Source organism: Martinezella hainanensis, from assembly GCF_900094555.1.
In the GTDB taxonomy this organism is placed as follows: Bacteria; Pseudomonadota; Alphaproteobacteria; order Rhizobiales; family Rhizobiaceae; genus Rhizobium; species Rhizobium hainanense.
Window position 1 is genome coordinate 1 of the sequence record NZ_FMAC01000015.1, and the last position, 18,456, is coordinate 18,456.

16 protein-coding genes and 1 pseudogene are annotated in these 18,456 nt (G+C 61.0%); 5 read left to right on the forward strand and 12 right to left on the reverse strand.

The features are described 5' to 3' along the window. Window positions 1-566 precede the first annotated feature (566 nt). Entirely contained in the window at window positions 567-1,058 is a 492-nt protein-coding gene (locus GA0061100_RS29865; protein WP_075856488.1) for a helix-turn-helix domain-containing protein, read from the forward strand. A 164-nt stretch (window positions 1,059-1,222) separates the two neighbouring features. On the opposite strand, the gene GA0061100_RS29870 is transcribed toward GA0061100_RS29865, so the two are convergent. Further along, window positions 1,223-2,149, reverse strand: a complete 927-nt coding sequence (locus GA0061100_RS29870) for an ArdC family protein (RefSeq protein ID WP_075856588.1) — start codon at window positions 2,147-2,149, stop codon at window positions 1,223-1,225. A 284-nt stretch (window positions 2,150-2,433) separates the two neighbouring features. Here GA0061100_RS29870 and GA0061100_RS29875 point away from each other — a divergent pair, with 284 nt between their 5' ends. Beyond that, on the forward strand, window positions 2,434-2,598 hold the full coding sequence (locus GA0061100_RS29875) for a hypothetical protein (RefSeq protein ID WP_167459851.1): 165 nt from the start codon (window positions 2,434-2,436) through the stop codon (window positions 2,596-2,598). A gap of 102 nt (window positions 2,599-2,700) precedes the next feature. On the opposite strand, the gene GA0061100_RS29880 is transcribed toward GA0061100_RS29875, so the two are convergent. From GA0061100_RS29880 to GA0061100_RS35585, 5 genes and pseudogenes are all read right to left on the reverse strand, one after another. Continuing rightward, complete coding sequence (locus tag GA0061100_RS29880; protein ID WP_075856490.1) at window positions 2,701-3,288, reverse strand: hypothetical protein; 588 nt, start codon at window positions 3,286-3,288, stop codon at window positions 2,701-2,703. Window positions 3,289-3,610: 322 nt separating this feature from the next. Further along, window positions 3,611-4,063, reverse strand: a complete 453-nt coding sequence (locus GA0061100_RS29885) for a hypothetical protein (RefSeq protein ID WP_075856491.1) — start codon at window positions 4,061-4,063, stop codon at window positions 3,611-3,613. A gap of 1 nt (window position 4,064) precedes the next feature. After that, window positions 4,065-4,412: a hypothetical protein gene (locus GA0061100_RS29890; RefSeq protein WP_075856492.1), complete on the reverse strand. Its 348-nt coding sequence runs from the start codon at window positions 4,410-4,412 to the stop codon at window positions 4,065-4,067. Then, the gene (locus GA0061100_RS35490) at window positions 4,409-4,759 is read right to left on the reverse strand and encodes a hypothetical protein (RefSeq protein WP_342196684.1); all 351 of its coding nucleotides are present in this window, start codon (window positions 4,757-4,759) and stop codon (window positions 4,409-4,411) included. The genes GA0061100_RS29890 and GA0061100_RS35490 overlap by 4 nt, the downstream gene beginning before the upstream one ends. A gap of 38 nt (window positions 4,760-4,797) precedes the next feature. Continuing rightward, window positions 4,798-5,022 (reverse strand): annotated as a pseudogene (locus GA0061100_RS35585) (DUF7007 domain-containing protein); the annotation flags it as partial. Between GA0061100_RS35585 and GA0061100_RS35495 the strand changes: the two are divergent. Further along, on the forward strand, window positions 5,023-5,292 hold the full coding sequence (locus GA0061100_RS35495; RefSeq protein ID WP_342196686.1) for a hypothetical protein: 270 nt from the start codon (window positions 5,023-5,025) through the stop codon (window positions 5,290-5,292). A 98-nt stretch (window positions 5,293-5,390) separates the two neighbouring features. Here GA0061100_RS35495 and GA0061100_RS29900 read toward each other — a convergent pair whose 3' ends face one another. Both GA0061100_RS29900 and GA0061100_RS29905 read right to left on the reverse strand, forming a co-directional pair. Beyond that, complete coding sequence (locus tag GA0061100_RS29900; protein ID WP_075856493.1) at window positions 5,391-7,139, reverse strand: ParB/RepB/Spo0J family partition protein; 1,749 nt, start codon at window positions 7,137-7,139, stop codon at window positions 5,391-5,393. A 437-nt stretch (window positions 7,140-7,576) separates the two neighbouring features. Beyond that, the gene (locus GA0061100_RS29905; RefSeq protein WP_075856494.1) at window positions 7,577-8,296 is read right to left on the reverse strand and encodes a hypothetical protein; all 720 of its coding nucleotides are present in this window, start codon (window positions 8,294-8,296) and stop codon (window positions 7,577-7,579) included. A gap of 245 nt (window positions 8,297-8,541) precedes the next feature. Here GA0061100_RS29905 and GA0061100_RS29910 point away from each other — a divergent pair, with 245 nt between their 5' ends. Next, window positions 8,542-10,059 carry a DUF4403 family protein gene (locus GA0061100_RS29910; protein WP_075856495.1) on the forward strand — a complete coding sequence of 506 codons (1,518 nt, stop codon included), beginning with the start codon at window positions 8,542-8,544 and terminating at the stop codon, window positions 10,057-10,059. A gap of 31 nt (window positions 10,060-10,090) precedes the next feature. After that, window positions 10,091-10,423: a hypothetical protein gene (locus tag GA0061100_RS29915; RefSeq protein ID WP_075856496.1), complete on the forward strand. Its 333-nt coding sequence runs from the start codon at window positions 10,091-10,093 to the stop codon at window positions 10,421-10,423. A gap of 184 nt (window positions 10,424-10,607) precedes the next feature. Here the strand turns inward: GA0061100_RS29915 and GA0061100_RS29920 are convergent, their stop codons facing one another. The 4 genes from GA0061100_RS29920 to GA0061100_RS34940 form a co-directional block, all read right to left on the reverse strand. Next, the gene (locus tag GA0061100_RS29920) at window positions 10,608-15,695 is read right to left on the reverse strand and encodes a DEAD/DEAH box helicase family protein (RefSeq protein ID WP_075856497.1); all 5,088 of its coding nucleotides are present in this window, start codon (window positions 15,693-15,695) and stop codon (window positions 10,608-10,610) included. A gap of 91 nt (window positions 15,696-15,786) precedes the next feature. Continuing rightward, a complete protein-coding gene (locus GA0061100_RS29925; protein ID WP_075856589.1) occupies window positions 15,787-16,389 on the reverse strand; it encodes a DUF1419 domain-containing protein in 603 nt (200 codons plus the stop codon). A gap of 55 nt (window positions 16,390-16,444) precedes the next feature. Next, window positions 16,445-17,488 carry a DUF3991 and TOPRIM domain-containing protein gene (locus GA0061100_RS29930; RefSeq protein ID WP_075856498.1) on the reverse strand — a complete coding sequence of 348 codons (1,044 nt, stop codon included), beginning with the start codon at window positions 17,486-17,488 and terminating at the stop codon, window positions 16,445-16,447. Between the two features lie 190 nt (window positions 17,489-17,678). Next, window positions 17,679-17,855 (reverse strand): hypothetical protein, encoded by a 177-nt coding sequence (locus tag GA0061100_RS34940; RefSeq protein WP_028748424.1) that lies wholly within the window; start codon window positions 17,853-17,855, stop codon window positions 17,679-17,681. Between the last annotated feature and the right edge of the window lie 601 nt (window positions 17,856-18,456).

The window sequence follows — 18,456 nt, forward strand, 5'->3', positions numbered from 1 at the left end:
TTTCTTGTTTCGCGAGGAATGGCGGCGAAGCCGCCAGGGGATGAAAGTCTCGGAGCGCCGTTGCGGCAGTACGAGCGAGGCGAAGCTGTTCGCCGGCCAGACATGCCTCATCGAGCCCGCGGATGGAGCCCTGTCGTCAAGGGAAAGGAATATGGCAATGGCAGCACACAACTCCGTGCCCCGATGTAATGGCGTGCCGGATCGGCCAGATCGAGGAGTTCACCGTTAAGACACCTCATATCCGCAGTCTCAGCGTCCACCGCGGCTTGTAGCCCCGACCCTTCTCGATAGAGTTGCCGGGCGATTCGTCGCTTGGAGGAATTATGGCAAAGCAGACGAAACCGTTCATTGTCGAAATCAAGCAGTCCCGGAAAGTGAAAGTCGCCAGCCAAAAGCCGTCGATCTGGGGTGGTCTCGACCTGACGGTCGGTTCGACGCCTCACTCGGTTGGATCCAGGCGGGAGCCACCAGCCTCCCCGATAGGCGACCAATCGGCCAAATTGCGAGATAAGCAGCCCTGACTGCCGCGTAGAAGCACGGCAAATAGTCGATTTGTATGGACAAAATTGTCCATTACGTCTGGTTATACTCCAGCATCCTGCTTCCCAGAGAAGAAAGACGATAAGGTCCTCATCAAGAAGTGGGGAAAAGAGGCGATTGATGTCGGCTACACGGTTTTGCCGAAAGCGCTACTGCAGGGCCAGGCGAGACTGAAGATCAACGCCACCGATCTTGCTGTCCTGATCCATCTGATCGAACACTGGTGGCGTCCTGACGAAATGCCGTGGCCGAAAAAGGCCCGCATTGCCGAAAGGCTTGCTGTCACTCCGAAGACGGTCCAGCGCTCGATCGCGCGGCTGGAGGAGGAAGGTCTCCTGAAGCGGGTCAACCGCTTCAACAACGGCCGCAGGGTGTCAAACGAATACGACCTGTCACCGCTCGTCGAGCGTATCAAGGCGATTTCGCTCGATATGACGAAGGCCAAGGAAGAGGCTGATGAAGCCGAGCGGAAGGCCGTACGGCCAGGCGCCCGCAAGCGCACTCCGGCTGCGGCTTGAGGAGGGCTGGCAGATGAGTGTCGGACTATACGAGTATATCTCGCTTGGCGTCGCCGTCGCCGGTCTCGTGGTGGCGATCTTGCAACCGCGTTCGCGCTGATAGCGCGCAGCAAAAGGGGCCGCGGTCAGCGGACCCCCTTTTACCGCAGGTCTGTCCAGCGTGATCAGGCTGCCATCTGTTGATCGTCCTCGACGTGTTGGAACCCATGCAGGAATGCGACCGCGCGCTGAGCATGGGCCGCCGCCTGAAAGATCGCCCGCTTGTCATCAGCCAGCACCGCCAGCCAGGACTGAAGGTACGCGGCGTGATCCGGCCGGGGTTCGAGCTCGGGTGAGATCCCGAGGTCTGCGCATAGGAAGCAGCTGCCGAGCTCGGCGATCAGTTCTTCCCGAGCCCTTTCGCTGCGATCCTTGCTGTATCGTGACAGATCTCGCCCGACCCGATGCTTTGGGGAAGTCCAATGGGTCGATTCATGGCTCAAGGTCCCGTAATAGCTGGCAGCGTCCTTGAACGCCTGTAGCGGCGGCATCTGGATAAAATCCGCCCCCGGCGAGTAGAAGGCCTGATTGCCCCCGTGGCGAATGATCGCGCCGGTATTCCGGAAGAAGCGCTCGGCGGCTTCAATCCGCTCGACCGGATCTAGATGGGGTATGGGCCGATCATGGTATTGGTCCGGCAGTCCGTCGATCTGCTCGACATTAAAAACGGAATAGGCCTTGAGGAACGGGATTTCGCGATCTACTGCGCTCCCATTCCCATCAGCCTCGGACTTCGTGAAGCGGCTGGCAAAGACGACCGTCGAGCCTGTCTCCCCCTTGCGGACAGCGCCCCCCAATTCGAGCGCCTGCTTGAAGGTCATCCACATCGACGAGGAGAAGCCCCGCGACATCTGCTCTGACCAGAGCAGAAGCACATTCATTCCCGAATACGGAAGGCCATTGTGACGAAGAGGCCTAGTGACGGGGCCCTCAGTATCGCCAGCACTCCATGGCTTCATCCACGGGCGGACACCCTCCGCCAGTTCCTCGATAATCCGGTCAGTGATCTTGTTATAGATCTCCGTACGCTTCGAGTCCGGGTTTCTGCTCATTTCCGTCTCCATAATTTCAGGAACCGCGCCAATCGCGGTCCCGTCGCGGAGGCAGAAGGCAGGAGCCCCGAAGGCGGGGCCAAGCACCGGAACGGCCGCAACAGCGTGGAGGACGGCGAAGCCGTTGCCTGGCGCCGGCGGCTCCTGCATCCCCGAAGCACGAGACGGGACCACATTCAGTGGCGCTCAACCTCCAATCCGTGCGGATTTTTCGCACTCGCAACACGAAATCGATGTGCTAAAATCGACCCACCGTTTCAATTTTGGCGCGAGCAACCTCCGCCATGGTCGATTCCCTCGATCCTGCGGTGATCGAGTTGTGGTTCGCCGACAGCGCCTTTTCGATCGACCGGATTCGAAAACTGACGGCGAAGCTCGCCGAGCTGCCCGATGATACAGAGTTTCCCAGCCCATTCATTCCCGTCGCCAAGGGCGAGGGAAAGCGGTGACTTGAATTGCATCCACAATAACAATGAGCGGTGGCGCGCCACCGCTCATTGTTGAATGACGGATGGGGAGGCGGGGCAGAAGCCCCACCTTAGTGCGTTTCCTTAGTCGAAGGCGGACATCTGTGCCTGAGCTGCCTTGCGATCGACGGACTGCCCGGGATTTTCGATCGGGCGATCGAAGGGTTTCCAGCTCTCTCCGACTATCTGCTTGTAGGCGGCGACGGCGCCTTCGGCTGCCATCCGCAACGCATGGGCCTGGATGCCCATATCGGCTGCGAACTCCCGCTTGCGGTGAGCGGCGCTGTCGTAACCGACGGGACCATCCAGGTCCTCGTCGCGGGTGTCGTTTGCAGCCTTGGCTGTGGCATCCCGCGCCTGGGTGACGGCATTGCTGTAGAACTGTCCGGCGCCGTGGGCGGAGCCGACATAGGCGCCGACGATCCGCTGCAGGTGGATCTGCATGGCGCGTTCGCCAAGGCCTTCGCTGAGCGCATCGGCTGTCTCGGAGATGAGGCGTTCGTGGAGGTCGCGGATCCCGTCGCTGTCGATGACAGCGGTCCCGAAGCTCTCGGCGATCTTGATCGCCTGGGCGCTGTCTGGGCAGGTGAGGCGGACCATTTCGACCGTTGCGCTTTTGCGGAGCTGCACGACCCGGGCGGTCTGGCGAGGATTGGTTGCAGGCTTGGCCATGTTTTTTTCCTTTCGAGCCGAAGCGGTTCCGGCCCCGTGCCGGCTTGCCCTTCGGTGCGGTCGACCCGAACCGGCGGAAGACGGGCGCTTCAAGGTCCGGGCTCGTCCAATCCAAGTGGAGCCGATCTGCGAGTGAGCGGGGCAAAAGCCCTGCGATGTCGAGCGGAGCTGCTCCGTGCAGGATGGCGGGTCCGGCCGCCCCGCGGCGCGATAGCGGCCTTGAAGCGCACGGCCGCTGGTTCAGACCGCAGCAAAACCGAAGGACAAACCGTCACGGTGCCATGACTGGACTCGGAAAGGGACATGGCTCAAGCCCGCCCGGCTACCGCTCCTTGACCTGGCCAGCTTGCTCGCTCGATACCGCTGCGCTCCCGTCTGGTCCGCTTCTCATGTCTGCCTTGGGCAGCCGATAGGATTGAAGCCAGGTCGGGCCGTGGGTGTTCCGAAGCCTCCGCAGTATCCCGCCATCGTCATGAGGCGGTCCACCCATCCAGACATTGCCAAGGATGCTCTTCCACCGTCGGCCATGTCTGACGGCATAGGCACGAAGCGCCGCCTGCTCATCGTGGGTCGGGGCCGGCCACCTCTCGCGCCTTTGTCTGGTCGCTCGAGGAGCCGTCCCGTCATGGCCTGCTATCACGCGCTTGAGCTCGGCCACGCCTGCATCGAGACATGCTTTACCCTCGAGATGACGGAAGCGCTGCCAGAACGCCGTCCGTTCAGCGTCGGTAGATCCAATCCCGGCTTGTTGCTCCAGCTCGCCGATCGTTGCCATTTCACCCCTCCCGATTCGTGTGCGGATAAGCCTCAGACAAAGATAGACGGTCACGCAGCGCTGCGATTGCGGCCTCCTGCCGGGCCAACCTACGCGAGAGTGCGTCCACCTCGGGTTGTCGCTCCGCCGTGATGCCGGCAAGATTGGCGCGGTAGCGCTCCAGCAACGTGCGGCCATCGGGTGCTTTTCCCCTACGATAGCCGCTTTGCCGCCTGGCGATCTGTGGCAGGATCGCCGTCATCCGACGGGTTATTTGCCGTTCGATGATCTGCAGTTGCTTTTGGGTCTGGCGGCGAGCATCCTCCGTTCGGGATAATTGTGCCGCGGGGGACAAGAGTGATCTCATCATGCAGCCCTCGCACTCCAACCTAGGAAGCTCGATTGCCCTTCATAAAGAGCGTGCACATCCAGATCGATGACGAAGCCGAAACTGCCACGCTTGCTGTATTCCACGTCGGGAATGAGAAAACGCCGCTCATCCTGACTGAATTCCCGCTTTCCGCCTCTCGTGGCGACCACCTCTGTCATGCCTGAATGGTGAGATGAGGCGATGGCCGATATCCCGATCCAATCGTCGGCATGGTTGCGCTCGAAGGTCGCGCGATGTTTCGATCGGGATTCCCCCGGTTCAAGCTGACGACCGCGAAGCTTCTCCCAGAAGGCCGGAAAAGTGTCTTTGGCGATCTGGTGGCACATCGGCGTTCATAGCCCGTGAAAATATCAGGAAAGGTCAGGGCGACGATTGCCCATTCGCAATCCTCTTCGTACCAGCCGCCTGCACTGCGGACGGATGCGTCGATCAGAAGGTTTCGGTCGGAAGAAAGGTGGAAGCCTCCATGTCCTGACGTAGAGTGGCTGACAACTCCCTCGGCATAGATCATGGCCAGCTGTGACCCACCCCAAGGCGTGCTCGCCGCCATGCGGGTCTGGACGCGAGCGAGGCTTGAGAGTTCCGACATGTGTTCGGCCGTCTCGATTGCGCGCGCACGGAAGGCAGCTTCGCTGCCGATCCGACCATCATGGCGGAAGAAATGATGGCGACGCGCCTCAGCGAGAGGCTTGGTGAAACGCCAGGCACTGGCGAGAAAGAAGTCGCCGCTTCCATTGGTAATGAGGCCAAGGAGTATGTCACCGATGCGCGCGACGGGAAATCCATCGGCGCTTGTCCCGAATTCGACGCTGTCGGCGGCCGGTTTGCTGCATGCCGAATTCCTGTCAGGTGTGCTTGAAGGTCCGTTCATTGCCGGGCTCCTTTATGAAGGGTGCGGAAAAGCCAACCGCCGGCGCAGGGCCGGCGGCGGAATGATCGATCTGGGAAGGATGGGGACTATTCGGCGGCGATACCGTATGCGGTTTCATGATCGCCCAGCGTCGCCGCGTCTTCCGCGGTGTCCGCCCTATCAGAGGTACCTGCCTCTTCGCCGACATCACCCGTCGTGAAGCCCGCCGCCCCGTCCTCCGTGGTCTCGACCTCGTCTTGGGGAGCGGTCTTCTGATCAAGATGCTTGAGGAGGGCGAGCGTATCCGCCGGCGACGGCGCGAAGAGGGCTGACGGATGCACGAGGTTCTGGTCACCTTCGAAATGGGTGACGAGAGCGGAGCGGGTCTCCCGGACGCGCGCACGCGGTTCAAGACCGGCATCCTTGGCAACGGTTTCCAGCGCCTGACGCGACAGGCAGGCGAAAAACTCCTCCGACCCCATGTTCGGCAGATAGCTATCCGCGCCGATCGCTTCGCCCGCAAGGCGAGAGACGACGCCGCTGTTCGACATGCCACGGCGGCATGAAAGCACATCGATCAAGGTTGCTCGCACCGCAACGCGGACAGTATCCATATCGAATGAGAGCCTGCCATCCTCCGTCAACAGACGAGCAACATGACGGCCAAAGCGAGCCCCGCCATAGAGCGCGCCGCCTGCGCCGGAATCGACGCGCACGTTCTGACCGGCAAAGGCGAGGACGAGCAGCGCCATCAGCAAATCGTCTTCGATCGGGGCGCGACTGAGCGCGTCGTGGAGCGCGTCGGTGCGAAAATCACCGATCATGTCCTGGCCCTTCTGAGTGACATCGGGGCGTGCCTTCGGGATTGCAGCCGTCTCTTCGTCGATAGCACCGTCGGTACCAAACACGGCGCCACCCTTTGGCTTCACCGCCTCCGGCATCCGGTAGTGGACAGTCTGGACTTTGCCGTCGCGGTCGAGATACAGGCCCGCATGGTCCGATTTGGAAGGCTTACCGTATACTTGGGCAGCCTTCTTGGGCAGTTCTGGCTGGCCCCAGCTGTTCACCTCGACGATGGCGCCGCGCTTCGGCAGGTTCGACGTCATCCACTCGTGCTGGGCGCCGAGATAGCCTTCGACATTGGTGGTGTAGCGGCTGTCCTGATCGGCCGGCGCGAACAGATCTTCGACCCACTCGATACCGTAGGCCTCGCGCAGATCGTCGCCGAAGCTGGCGTCCTTGGCATACATGCGCTTCTTCGTCAGGGCATTGGCGATCGACCACCAGGCGGCAGTATCACCCTTCTTCGGTTTGTGCGCCTTCCAGACCTCCTTCTGCTCGACCTCGCCGGCGGCCGCGATGATCTTCAGCTGCTGCTCGGATGGCATATCCCCCAACGCCATCTGTTCGAGCATGGCCGGCAGAACGTTGGCCAGCAGCCGCAGCTTGCGGATCTGGCGAACGGCAAGCGCCAGTGCGACGGCAATCGCTTCTTCGGTCCAGCCGAGGGCGACCAGTCGTTCGATGCCGCGCCATTGGTCGACCGGATTGAGCGGCTCGCGCGCGATATTCTCGACTATCGAGCGCATGGCGCCGTTATCGTTGGCGGCCTCCTCCACGAGGACCTCGATCTCCTTAAGGCCGGCAGCGATCGCGGCATGTACGCGCCGATGGCCGGCCTGGATGGTGTATCCGTTTCCGCCATCGACTTGTGGCGAAACCACGGGTGGTTGGATGATACCGACGGCCTTCACCGTGGCGAGCAACAACGCATCAGCCTGTGCGGAGGATTTCGACTGGCGGGCATCATCGGAATTTTCGTTTAGCGCACGTGGGTCGATCTTGATGATTTGCATGGGATAGCTCCTGGTCCGGTTGCGGAACGACGTGGCTGCCGCTCCTTCCTGCGTTCTTCCATTTTGAAGACACTTCCCGGACCGCATGACGGACGGGCCGGCGCAACTGCGACCGAGCAGCCCTGCTCCGAAGCACAAGCGGGGCTACAGCCCTGCGAGGGGCGAGGGGCCGGGGTGAGGAGGTGGCGGTTGAGCGTCCAGCGGCGACGGATCGGATGACCTGCGACTGCTCCCTCATTCTGCTTTGATCATTTTCTTCCCCAAAAAAGTAAAGTCCGGGCGAGCGTCTGCTTCCCGGACTACCTTTTTTTCACTCAGAGCTCGGCGTTCATGCCGTCCTGAGAAGTTAGTGATCGACGAGTACACCACCGCCAATGCCAGATGTCATAGCGATCTCCTTTCCATTGATTTTTTGTTTCTCGCAACGCATGAGCGGCTCAGTCCTGCTGTAGCGGCGTCTGCTTGAGGATTGGCAGGTAAACCTCCACAAAGAACGCTTCACCGGCGGGCCCGAGCTCGATAACGCGGCCCTGTTCCATGCCTGGCCGCGACGTCACCAGTCCTAAAGAGCCGAACCTGACGAGCTTCTTGCGGAAAAGCTGCGAACGATTAGCGCTCTTGATACCGAAGAGTTCGGCAACAGCGGCCGAGCTAATATTCTTTTCCGGATTGGCAAGTAGCGCTTGGTACCTGCTTGGATCGAGAGCCTTTAGCCGGGCGAACAAGAGAAGCTGGTTAAACCCGAAAAACGACGTTGGTTGCAGAAGCTCATCAACATCTTGGTCGCGTGGAACGTTGATAAGGGTTGCCGCGACCAGCTGTTTTAGAAAGTGGAGCAGCCCGTAGTCATATACTCGCTGACGAAGAAGGACCGCGCGGCCCTCAGCCATCACTTCATCATCGTACCGTGTGGGCGGCGTCCACCACTCCACCAACTCGCCTTTGTCGGGTTCGCACAGTTTGGAAAAAATCTTGTCGGTTTTCAGCCACTGGTCTGGAATCTTATTATTTTTGAGCCAGTCACGTGTGGTTGCAGCGCAAATAGCGATAGCGCTGGCGGTATCCTGATCGTGACTCCACTCGCGGATACGATCCGCCAGTTCGTCGGCGTCTTGCCTGCTTGGCGCGGAAAAGTTGGTGGCGGGATCAAGGAACACGCGTCGAACCTCACGTTGAATGGTCGTCACCAAAGAAAATAGTGATCGACGCGGCACAAAAAAGGGCTCTCGGTACGGTCCCCCCGCGTCAGGTGTCCCACCCGAAACGATGGCGACGCGAAGCGGTGGACCCGAGGCGTGTGGGCACCTTGCGTAGGGGTTTTGAAGAACTCCGGCCAACGATCCAAATCGATCAGCAGCGACGATCAACCAGCCCGTCGCGCTGGCCAAGGAGGCCCCGTAGCATGCATAGCCGTAGAAAATTCCTTCTGTCCGGGACCGCCGCCGCAGTCCTCACAGCGATTGGTATCGCACAAGGCACGTATCAGTTTCTCAACGTCCGCCTCTCTGAGGAACCGGTTCGATCGACTGGGACAATCCAGATCCCTCCCAGGGAGAGCGTACTGTCGCTTCGCGCCGATGTCCCACTTCAACTGATCCGCGATGCCGCAAATCAGGCGTTGCCAACGGACTATAGCTTTGGCGGGAACGGCCCCGACATCGGCGGAACGATCAATCCAGGCGGATGGAACGTCATAAAGATTTCGGTGAAGGCCGGAACCCGATATGAAGGAACCGTCAGACGCCTCGGAGAGCTGAAGGTTTCCGGCGCAAACAATACCGTTGTTCTCGAGTTGCCAATCGGAATAAGCGGGAATGGCGGCTTCCGCGGCGACGGTGCGCGATTGCTGGGTCTGAACGCGAAAAACTTTCGCGCCGCTCTCATTGTCCGCGCGCGCGTCACGGTCGGCGTGAATCCGGATTGGAGCCCGGCTGTCACGATTGTCCCCGAGCTGGAATGGACCGAAAGCCCCAAGATCGAGATCGCCGACCGTGCCTGGGTTGATATCCGCTCTCACGTCGAAGCAGCGATGGTGAAACAGGTTGATGCGATGGCCGACAAAATCCGAGCGGGCATCCCCATTGATATCATCAAACATCAAGCAGAAATGATCTGGAAGGTCTATTCCCTCCCGATCTCCTCTCCGCCAGCACCCGATGCTTGGGCGCATCTTGCACCTGTCGCGATCGGGACCAGTGGGCTTATTGTTGAGCATGACGAACTTCGCCTAGGACTCTTGTTGAAGGCTAGGACCGAGATATCGACGAATGCCACCCCGTCGTTCTCGGCTTCGGGCTTGCCGGCACTCACGAAATCCGACGCGAAACCGGGCGAACTCAGTCTATCGGTATTCGTGCGCGCAGACTACGAAGCACTACGTCGTTCTATGTTGGCAGAGGTCGGCAACAAGGCCTTCGAAACAACGGTAGCGGGTGAAACGACGGCGATCACCATCAAGAATATTTCGATCTATTCGTCAGGAGACCGGATAGCCTTGGGCCTAGTGTTTAAGGCCCACGTTGGCACCAGTCTTTTCGATGTTGGCGGCGAGGTCTTTCTGACAGGCAAGCCGATTGTCGATCAGAACGGCACCACTGTCCGGCTCATCGATGTGGGTTTTACACGTCGTCTCGACAATCCGCTTTGGAGCGTTGCAAGCCTCATTTTCGAGGACCAGATCCGAAAAGCGATCGAAGAACGCGCAGTCGTCGATTTCTCGTCCGAAATCACCAAGCAGGCATCGGCAATCAACCGCGGCCTCTCCGAAGCCGCGAAGAAGGGTGGGGTCAAGGTAAGCATCCGAGACGTCAGCGCAAAAATTGGACCCATCGTCCCTCAGGAAAGCGGCATAGCCGCGCTCGTTATCGTCGACGTTGGCGTCGACACCGAGCTTTCCACCCTTCCAAAAATTAACGGCTGACCGAACTTCGGATCCAGAGAAGGAGCTGACTATGGACATTTCATCGGCAAAGAAGCGGACCATTTTGTTTACGTCCGCAATGCTATTGCTGGCTGGCTCGACCAACGCGACCGACTATAAATTCCGCGTGAGCTGCGCCGCCAAGCGTTCCGTCGCTGAATGGAACACTGGAGACATTGATCCCGGGCGGGAGTTCCTCCGCGTGGTTACGGGGCTGGATAATCCGAATTGCAGCATCAGCGACTTCAATCCCGAGATGGACGGGCGGTTGCCCATCGAGCGTTTCAGTGATTGGGGCGCGATCCTGAAAGGAACATTGTCTGTCTTCAAAATACTGCAGTGGAGCCGACCCGGCGGCACTTAACAAGTCAGAAGGCATAAAAAAGGGGCCGTCGGCGAAAGCCGCGGCCCTTAAAGTGTGAAGGTCATTAAACCTCCAGAGGGGAACAGCTGCTGCGGCGGAACTGGGAGGAGACCGCCATGTGCATCAGCTGCAGGCGTTATGCCTGAATCTTGACCAGACGGATAACATTTATTGTGCAATGCAGCTATGCGGCGGCTGCGTTGGTTCCGTCGTCCAGATCTTCCGCCAGCTGGGTCTCGATGGCCCGGAGTTCCAATCTCTTTTCAGTCAAATCATTGGCGAACGCGAATTCACCTCCGTCACGCGACCGGTAGGAGGCCAGACGGCGCTCGGCCTCCTCCAGCAACCGGCGATACTGGCGCTGTTCTTCATCGAAGTCGTCAAGTGCATGCTCCAGACGCGAGATGGCGCCGAGTGGCGTGACCGTAATGGCCAGATCGATCTCGTAGTCCGCCCCGGTGCGCTGGAGCAGGGTCTCGTAGCGATACCCATCGCCTTTGCCGAAGCGCTCACCCTCATAAACGAGATCGAAGCCACCGATCGTCGCCAGATGCACCTCGCCCTCCTGCTGAAGCTGAAGCAGGATGAGGATCTCCTTCATCAGCGCGCGGCCGGCCTCCTTGCGCTCGGTATGGTCCTGACTGAGCACCGTCATGGTGAAGGCGTCGCCGGTGGTCGAGCGGAGGCGCCTAATGTCCTGATCGATCTCGTCGATACGCCGCGTCGAGACCTCGATCTCGCGCTCGGCATCACGCATCTGCCGGCGGACGGCATACTGATCGTCCTCATGGGCGGCGCGCAGCCGTTCGAGCCGAGCGATATCGGCCTCAAGGCCGGCCTTCTGCATCAGCCGCTCATCGCCGGACGCGATGGCCTTGGCCATGGCGAACTGGTTGGCTGCCCCTTCGCCGACATCCTCCAGCCGTCGGATCGAGGTGTCGCCGGAGAGCGCGGCGGCGATGAACCTGGCCTTGCGCTCGTTGTTCTGCCACATGCTGGCATCGAGACTTCCCTCGGTGGCATAGGCGAAGATATCGACTTCATCGTGCTGATTGCCCTGGCGCACGATCCGGCCTTCGCGTTGCTCGATCTGCGACGGCAACCACGGCACATCGAGATGATGGAGGGCTTTCAGCCGCAGCTGGGCATTGACGCCAGTGCCCATTGTCTCCGACGAGCCGATCAGGAACCGCACCTTGCCGGCACGGACGTCGCCGAACAGGCGCTGCTTGGCCTCAGTCTTCTTGAAGTCCTGCATGAAGGCGATCTGCGATGGCGGCACGCCGAGCCGGATCAGCTCGTCGCGGATGAATCGATAGGCCGAGAAGCCACGGGACTTCTCGACATTGATCGTGCCGAGATCGGAAAAGATCATCTGGGCAGCGCCCGGGAGATCAAAATCCTTACCATCCGAGCGGCGATAGATCGTCTCGCCGGTCTCCTGCCATATCCGGTGGGCATTACGGACGAGCAGATTGAGCTTGTTGTCCGCCTCGTTCTCGGCCGCCGGCATGACGAAGCGCAGGTCGATCGCCGCATGGCGGCCATCGGTGATAACGGAGAGCAGGATGTCGTCGCCGGGTTTGGCCGGACCTTCGCGCTTCTCAATCGCCTTGATCCGGCCGTCGAGCATCTGCTGATAGGTCTTGAACAGCGCCGTCGGCTTCGCCGTGAGGATCTGCCGCCGGCCGGTCGAGATGTTCGGCACCTTCACATATTGCCGGAGATCGTCGGGCATGACGACATCGGCGAAGGAGCGGAACATGGCGATCAGCTCCGGGACATTGACGAAAGAGGCGAAGCGGCTGACCGGCTTGTATTTGCCCGAGGGCTGGATCTCGAGTTCTGTCGTCGTATCGCCGAAGCAGGATGCCCAGGCATCGAATTCGTGAAGCCCGCGTTCGGCAAGCGCCTCATGGCCAAGCAGGCGCTGGATCGAGAACATCTCGCCTAGTGTGTTGGTGATCGGCGTGCCGGAGGCGAGAACCAGCGCGCGGCCGGGGTTCTTCGTCTCGATATAGCGGGATTTCACATAGAGATCCCAGGCGCGCTGTGAACCGTTGGGATCGATGCCCTTCAGTGTCGACATATTGGTGGCAAAGGACAGCTTGCGGAATTCCTGCGCCTCGTCGACGACAATCTGGTCGACGCCGATCTCCGAGATGGTGAGAAGATCGTCCTTGCGAGTGGCGAGGCCTTCGAGCCGCTCCTGCAGACCCTCCTTCAGCCGCTCGAGGCGCTTGCGCGAGACCCGGTCCTCGCTGTCGACCTTGGTCAGCAGATCCTCGTAGAGCTGAAGTTCATCCTGGATCATCGCCTGTTCGAAGGCCGAGGGAACCGCGATGAAGCGGAACGCCGAATGGGTGATGATGATCGCATCCCAGGTCGCGGTCGCAGCGCGCGACAGGAAACGAGCGCGCTTGTCCTTGGTAAAATTGGTCTCGTCGGCCACGAGAATGCGGGCATTCGGATAGAGCGCCAGGAACTCGCGCGCTGCCTGGGCCAAGCAATGGCCGGGGACAACAAGCATCGCCTTGGCAATCAGGCCGAGGCGGCGCTGTTCCATGATGGCGGCGGCCATGGTCATCGTCTTTCCGGCGCCGACGGCATGGGCGAGATAGGTCGAGCCATCGGCGATGATCCGCCAGATGCCGCGTTTCTGGTGCCCATAAAGAACAAAGGCGCCAGTGGCGCCGGGAAGTTTCAGATGGGAGCCGTCGAATTTGCGCGGCGCGATATTGTTGAAGCGGGTGTTGTAGTCGCGCGCCAACCGATCAGTCCGATCTGGATCGGTCCAGACCCAGTCCTGGAAGGATTGCTTGATCCTCTGCAGCTTGTCGCGCGCGGCCTCGGTATCGACGACATTGAGGACACGACGCTCGCCGTCGGCGTCCTTGAAGACGTCGAAGATCTGGGGCACCCGGCTGTTCAGCGCATCGGCGAGCAGATCGCCGGCATGGCGGCGGCTGGTGCCCCATTCTGACGTGCCAGCGGCACTAAAGCCGAGTTGCCGAGCGTCAACCGTCCAGGAGCCGAGCTCTGGCATATGATGGATGCGGATATCGGCCTCCATTTTCTCCCTCACGAAGGCGACGACATCGGCGGCAGGGATCCATGGCGCGCCGAGCCGGGCGGTGATGTCGGAGGGGCGAAGATCGGCCGGCTGCACTTCCGTCAAAGCGCGGACATTGCGCTGATAGGTGGGATCGAGTTCGGCCGCAGCCTGCGCGGCCCACAGCTTGGTACGCACAGCCCCGGAAAGATAACCGTCGGCTGTCTGCCAGGATCCGTCCGCCGGGTCACGGAAGATAGCGTCGCCCAGCTCGTCGATCACCGCCGCAGCATCGATGTGCAGCAGCTCGGCGATATGGTCGACATCGACATGGCCGCGATCGTTCAGCACGACGGCGAGCGCATCTCCAGGCGACGTGATGGTCGGCGCCGCCGGCGGCGCAATCACGCGTTCGGAAAAGATCAGACCTGGCTTCGCTGTGTCTGTCTCCAGATCGTAATCCTCGATAGAGGCCACTAGCCAGCAATCCGGGTCATCCCGGAAGGGTGCCAGGTTCGGCTGGCGATGGGTCTCTTTCACCTCGCCGATGCCCGCATCCTCCTGGATCGAGAGCGTGGTATGGTTGATCGGCCCGAAATCGCGGACAAAACTCGACCAGGCGATACGCAGCCGAACCTGCAGATCGCGCCAGGGCCGATCGGTTTCCTGTGCCTTCAGCACCTCGCGCACGGCGTCGCGGATCGGGATGAGTTTGCTGATAATCCGGACGTGCTTTTCCGAAATCCCGGCGCCCCCGCGACTCTTGCGGACGGTAACTGGCACCGCCGTACCGTCGAGCATCTGCATCAGGCCCTTGGAGCGGTCGACGAAGAAGCTGCCTTCGCGGACAGGCCCGCCCTTCGGCTGCAGGTCGACAATCGAGCCGAGTTCATCGTCCAGGTCGATATCGATAGGCGTGGGTTCGCCGTCGTAGAGACCGGTCGGCAGAAGCTCGATGGCAGCGGCGAGGGCGGTTTCAAGATCGTCGCCGCGCGGTCGGCACGTATAGGTCTCGCCGAACGGCCCGGAGGTCAGCGCGTGGGTGCCGAGCACGAAATCCGGATGCCGGGCGAACCACCTGTTGACGCGGATCGCACCTTCATCGTCGATGGCCGGCCGTACTTCGTCGACGTCGAGCCACATCTGATCACCTTCGGGCTCTCCGGGCTTGCGCTTGCGGAAGAAGAGGATGTCGACCACGACATCCGTGCCGGCATCCCGGCGAAAGCTGCTCTCGGGCAGCCTAATCGCCGCGATCATGTCGGCTGATTTGGCGATATATTCGCGCGCCGTCGTGTCGGCCTTGTCCATAGTACCATGGGAGGTGACGAAGGCGGCGAGCGCGCCGGGCTTCAGCAGGTCGATCGACCTTGCAATGAAGTAGTCGTGCAGGCGCATTCCGAGCGCCCGGTAGGCGCGGTCCGAGCGGACGGTCCGATCGGAGAAGGGCGGATTGCCGATGGCGAGATCGTAGATCGGCACCAGATCGGTGCGGGCGAAGTCGCCGTTAATGATCCGCGCCTTCGGCTGAAGCAGGCGAACTATGCGGGCGCTGACCGGATCGAGTTCGATCCCGGTGACATAAGTCGAGTCGCGATAGCGCTCCGGCATCAAGGCCGGAAAGAGGCCTGTGCCGATGCCCGGTTCTAGCACTTGGCCGCCGCGCCAGCCGAGTTTTTCGATTCCGGCCCAGACTGCCCGGATGATAAATTCCGGCGTGAAATGTGCATATTGGGTGCAGCGGGCAAGCGACGCGTAATCCGCTTCGGAGACGGCGGTTTCGAGTGAAGACCCGAGATCGTCCCAGCCTTTCCGGAAATCAACCTCCCCCGGCCGGCGGAACATGCCGTTGGCAAGCTCGCCGGCGCCGAAGCCGGTAAAGCGGATCAACTGTGCCTGCTCCTTGGGCGTGGCCGGCCGCTCCTGGTTCGCGATGCCTTCGGCGACCAGGATTGCCGCAACGTTGGCGCGGGCGCGGTCCTTCCAGGACGCGCCGAGGCCGCGATCGCCGTCGAGGTAGAAGTTCTGGCGCCGGCCACTTCGCCCTGCAGGGGTAATCGCGACCGGCAAGGCCGGAGCGAGGGGCGGCGGCGTGGGGTCGGGCTCATCATCATTGGCCGCCACGGGTTCGAAGCCGCCAAATGCGGTGACGCCAGGCCCGAGGCCAGAAGACAGCGCGGAGCTGCTGAACATATTGAACGTGAATGGGTCATTGGTCATCGGAATCTTCCTTTTCGGATATGCGCTATCTCTCACCCGCCGCGATAAGCGGGCTGAACGCGCTGGAAATGTTGTGGGGGAATAGCGGCGCTCAGGCCGCGATTACGGGCAGATGCCGCATGTGAACCGGCAGTTTGGCGGCGATCTCGTTGTCGCTGAGGTCGTCCAGCAGCTTCAGGATCGTGCCATTCGTCCCGCTCCACAGCATGACGGTGCGCTTGCCCTGCATCGCCGGCGGAAAGCGATCGCCGGCATAGCCTCGATAGGCGTCGGCGGTGCTGCTCCAGATATGTTCGAGCCGCTCTTCCCGAGTCATTGCGCGAACGGGCTGGGTTTCCCGTTCGAATATCGCCGCCCGCATTGCCTCGACTGAGGCGGGATCAGACAGATCGCAATAGCCGTGGAAGTACCGGATCCTTTCATCGATCCGAAGCGCAAAGAAGATGCTGGTGACCGAACCCGTCAAGAATTCGCGCAGCGCGAAGATCGGGCCACGCATCCATAACGGCGGCAGGATATCCAGCATGTAGTCGTAGAGCGCCTCGTCGATTTCGAACCACTCGCCTCTATAAAGCGGTGCCGCATCGATCTGCCATTGATCGGGGCGCTGGTTATGGCGATCGAAAAGTCGGAACATTTGTGGGCGGGTTGCGACGCCTTCAAATATCTTGGCGGTAGGGGCAGGCGTGTTCATCACAGGCTCCTTCAGGGTTTCGGGACTTGGGCGTGGCAACTCCATCACCTTCATTTCAGTCCTTCATGACACCTTCCGGGCCGCCGGCATCCCCGTCGGCCGGGTCAAGGGCCGGCTTCAGCCGGGCGTAGCCTCCCTTGATGCGGTCGACGGAGATGCGGCACGCCGCCCTTCCTCTCTCGTCTTCCTCTCTCGTCTTCATCTCCCCCTTTTTTCGCACCTGCAAAACTTCATTCCAATCATCAGCCGGCGGCCGCAGGCGCAGGCAAGGGCGATTGACCTGAACCGCCAGAGCCTGAAGACGACGAGCGAAGGCATCGCCCTGGCCATTGGCATCCGTGGCGCATACGAGCTCAGCGCCAGGGCGAGCGAGAAGGTCGACCAGCGCCGCTTCGGTTTTAGGCGACCATCCACCCCCGGTACTGAGGTAAAGACTGTCGTCCCGCAGGTCCTCGACCGCCCCGAGGCTCATCGCGTCGATCGCGGCCTCCGTCACGCAGAGACGGACAGCGTCTTGCGCACCCAGCCGGAAGAGGACTTTACTGCCGCCCGTCGAGAAGCGGCGCCAGTCGGGCCCGCGCTCTTCCCACCCGACCACCAGACCCGCACTATCGGTGTGCGCAGCCCACATGCTGCCGAATGGGCCTTCCCGGACGATCCCTTGAGCAATTGCGGAGCGCAGGATGGAGATCGGGACGGCACGCGACCAGCAAAGATACCGCCAGGCGCCGGACCCGGTGGCTGGAAGACGGCGCCCTTGCCATCGCGCCAAAATATCTGCAGGCACGACCTTGGACGGCGACTTCTTCCAAAGAACGGGGGCAGCCTTGTATCCGATGAGATCGCCAACCCGGCCGACAGCCTCTGAAAAACCGAGATGTTCAAGCAGGCAGGCGAGGGCGAAAACGTCACCTTTGGCGTCGCTCAACGGATCAAACCACCCGCGGCCTTCGTGCGTGACGATGATTATTTCCGCACCTCGTCGATACTTCACAGCCCGGCGCGTGCTTTCCTTCATGTCCACCGCGAACCCGGCCTGTTCGAGGACCGCAGCACAACTCACCGCCTCGCGCAGTTTCTCTATTTCTTCTCTTTTCATGATATTTCCGATCGCCTGCGATCGTCCCTCAATTTAACTCCCCGCATGATCGGCGGGACATTTTCCGGCCGCCGCGAAGAGCAGAGGGGGCAAGGGCGCGGGAGGCAAGGTGCAAATCTGCACCGCCCGCGGCGAAGCTTCCCTTGCCGCCGACAGGTCGCCAGCGGCACCCAGAACGGCAAATGCCGGCTCAATGAGCCGGCCAGGGGAAGAACTCGTGCACGATGTCGAGGTCGTCGCTTGCGTCGATTTCGTCAGAGGGCAGCACGCCATATTCGCCGTCGACTTCGAAGACGGTGACCGGGACCATCAGGTCGCGGGAAAGCTGGAAGGCGTGAGATTGAGCGAGAGAAAGATCGTGCGACATATGCGAGGCTCCATTCGGGAGCGGGCCAATTCCCGCTCGATGGCTCCTTCAGAGGCCCTGGGACGGGCGCGATCACCGCGCGGGCGCAGCCCGCGTGGCCGCAGCTTGCTAGCGGACCCCTAGCGGGTTGATCGTGGAAGATCCGGACTTGGGCCAGGACGCCATCACAAGAGAGCGGGATTGGACTGCTGACGATTGATGACGCTCCATGATGGGTGGATCGCCTCTCTCATTTCCATTTTCAGAGCATACTGAGGCAGCAGAACTATGCGTTGTCCTCGGAGCTGTGGGATGTCGTGCTATAGTCTCGCAATACGCGGAGAGAGGTGCGCGCGAAACGGACCGGGTCGTCCATTTGAAGCGGTTGGGCATCCTTCCGACCAGGCCGTCTTCACCGAAATCGACATGCAGGACAGGTGAGGATTTCGCGAGCATGACTACCGAGGCATTCTGGTAATGACAGGGCGTTAAGACGAGGAAGCGGAGATGCGAGCTACGAGTCATTTCTCCTGCCAGGCGATTTGCTTGGGAAACTTTGCGCGCTAGATCGCCGAGCTCATACCGAAGAAGGCAGTCATATGGCTCAGGCTCGAGGCATCCA

What these genes read in the sequence shown, in the direction of transcription:
- GA0061100_RS29870 (WP_075856588.1), bottom strand. Translation starts at nt 2,149, where the DNA reads ATGAGCAGAAACCCGGACTCGAAGCGTACGGAGATCTATAACAAGATC.
- GA0061100_RS29875 (WP_167459851.1), top strand. Translation starts at nt 2,434, where the DNA reads ATGGTCGATTCCCTCGATCCTGCGGTGATCGAGTTGTGGTTCGCCGAC.
- GA0061100_RS29880 (WP_075856490.1), bottom strand. Translation starts at nt 3,288, where the DNA reads ATGGCCAAGCCTGCAACCAATCCTCGCCAGACCGCCCGGGTCGTGCAG.
- GA0061100_RS29885 (WP_075856491.1), bottom strand. Translation starts at nt 4,063, where the DNA reads ATGGCAACGATCGGCGAGCTGGAGCAACAAGCCGGGATTGGATCTACC.
- GA0061100_RS29890 (WP_075856492.1), bottom strand. Translation starts at nt 4,412, where the DNA reads ATGATGAGATCACTCTTGTCCCCCGCGGCACAATTATCCCGAACGGAG.
- GA0061100_RS35490 (WP_342196684.1), bottom strand. Translation starts at nt 4,759, where the DNA reads ATGTGCCACCAGATCGCCAAAGACACTTTTCCGGCCTTCTGGGAGAAG.
- GA0061100_RS29900 (WP_075856493.1), bottom strand. Translation starts at nt 7,139, where the DNA reads ATGCAAATCATCAAGATCGACCCACGTGCGCTAAACGAAAATTCCGAT.
- GA0061100_RS29910 (WP_075856495.1), top strand. Translation starts at nt 8,542, where the DNA reads ATGCATAGCCGTAGAAAATTCCTTCTGTCCGGGACCGCCGCCGCAGTC.
- GA0061100_RS29915 (WP_075856496.1), top strand. Translation starts at nt 10,091, where the DNA reads ATGGACATTTCATCGGCAAAGAAGCGGACCATTTTGTTTACGTCCGCA.
- GA0061100_RS29920 (WP_075856497.1), bottom strand. Translation starts at nt 15,695, where the DNA reads ATGACCAATGACCCATTCACGTTCAATATGTTCAGCAGCTCCGCGCTG.
- GA0061100_RS29925 (WP_075856589.1), bottom strand. Translation starts at nt 16,389, where the DNA reads ATGAACACGCCTGCCCCTACCGCCAAGATATTTGAAGGCGTCGCAACC.
- GA0061100_RS29930 (WP_075856498.1), bottom strand. Translation starts at nt 17,488, where the DNA reads ATGAAAAGAGAAGAAATAGAGAAACTGCGCGAGGCGGTGAGTTGTGCT.
- GA0061100_RS34940 (WP_028748424.1), bottom strand. Translation starts at nt 17,855, where the DNA reads ATGTCGCACGATCTTTCTCTCGCTCAATCTCACGCCTTCCAGCTTTCC.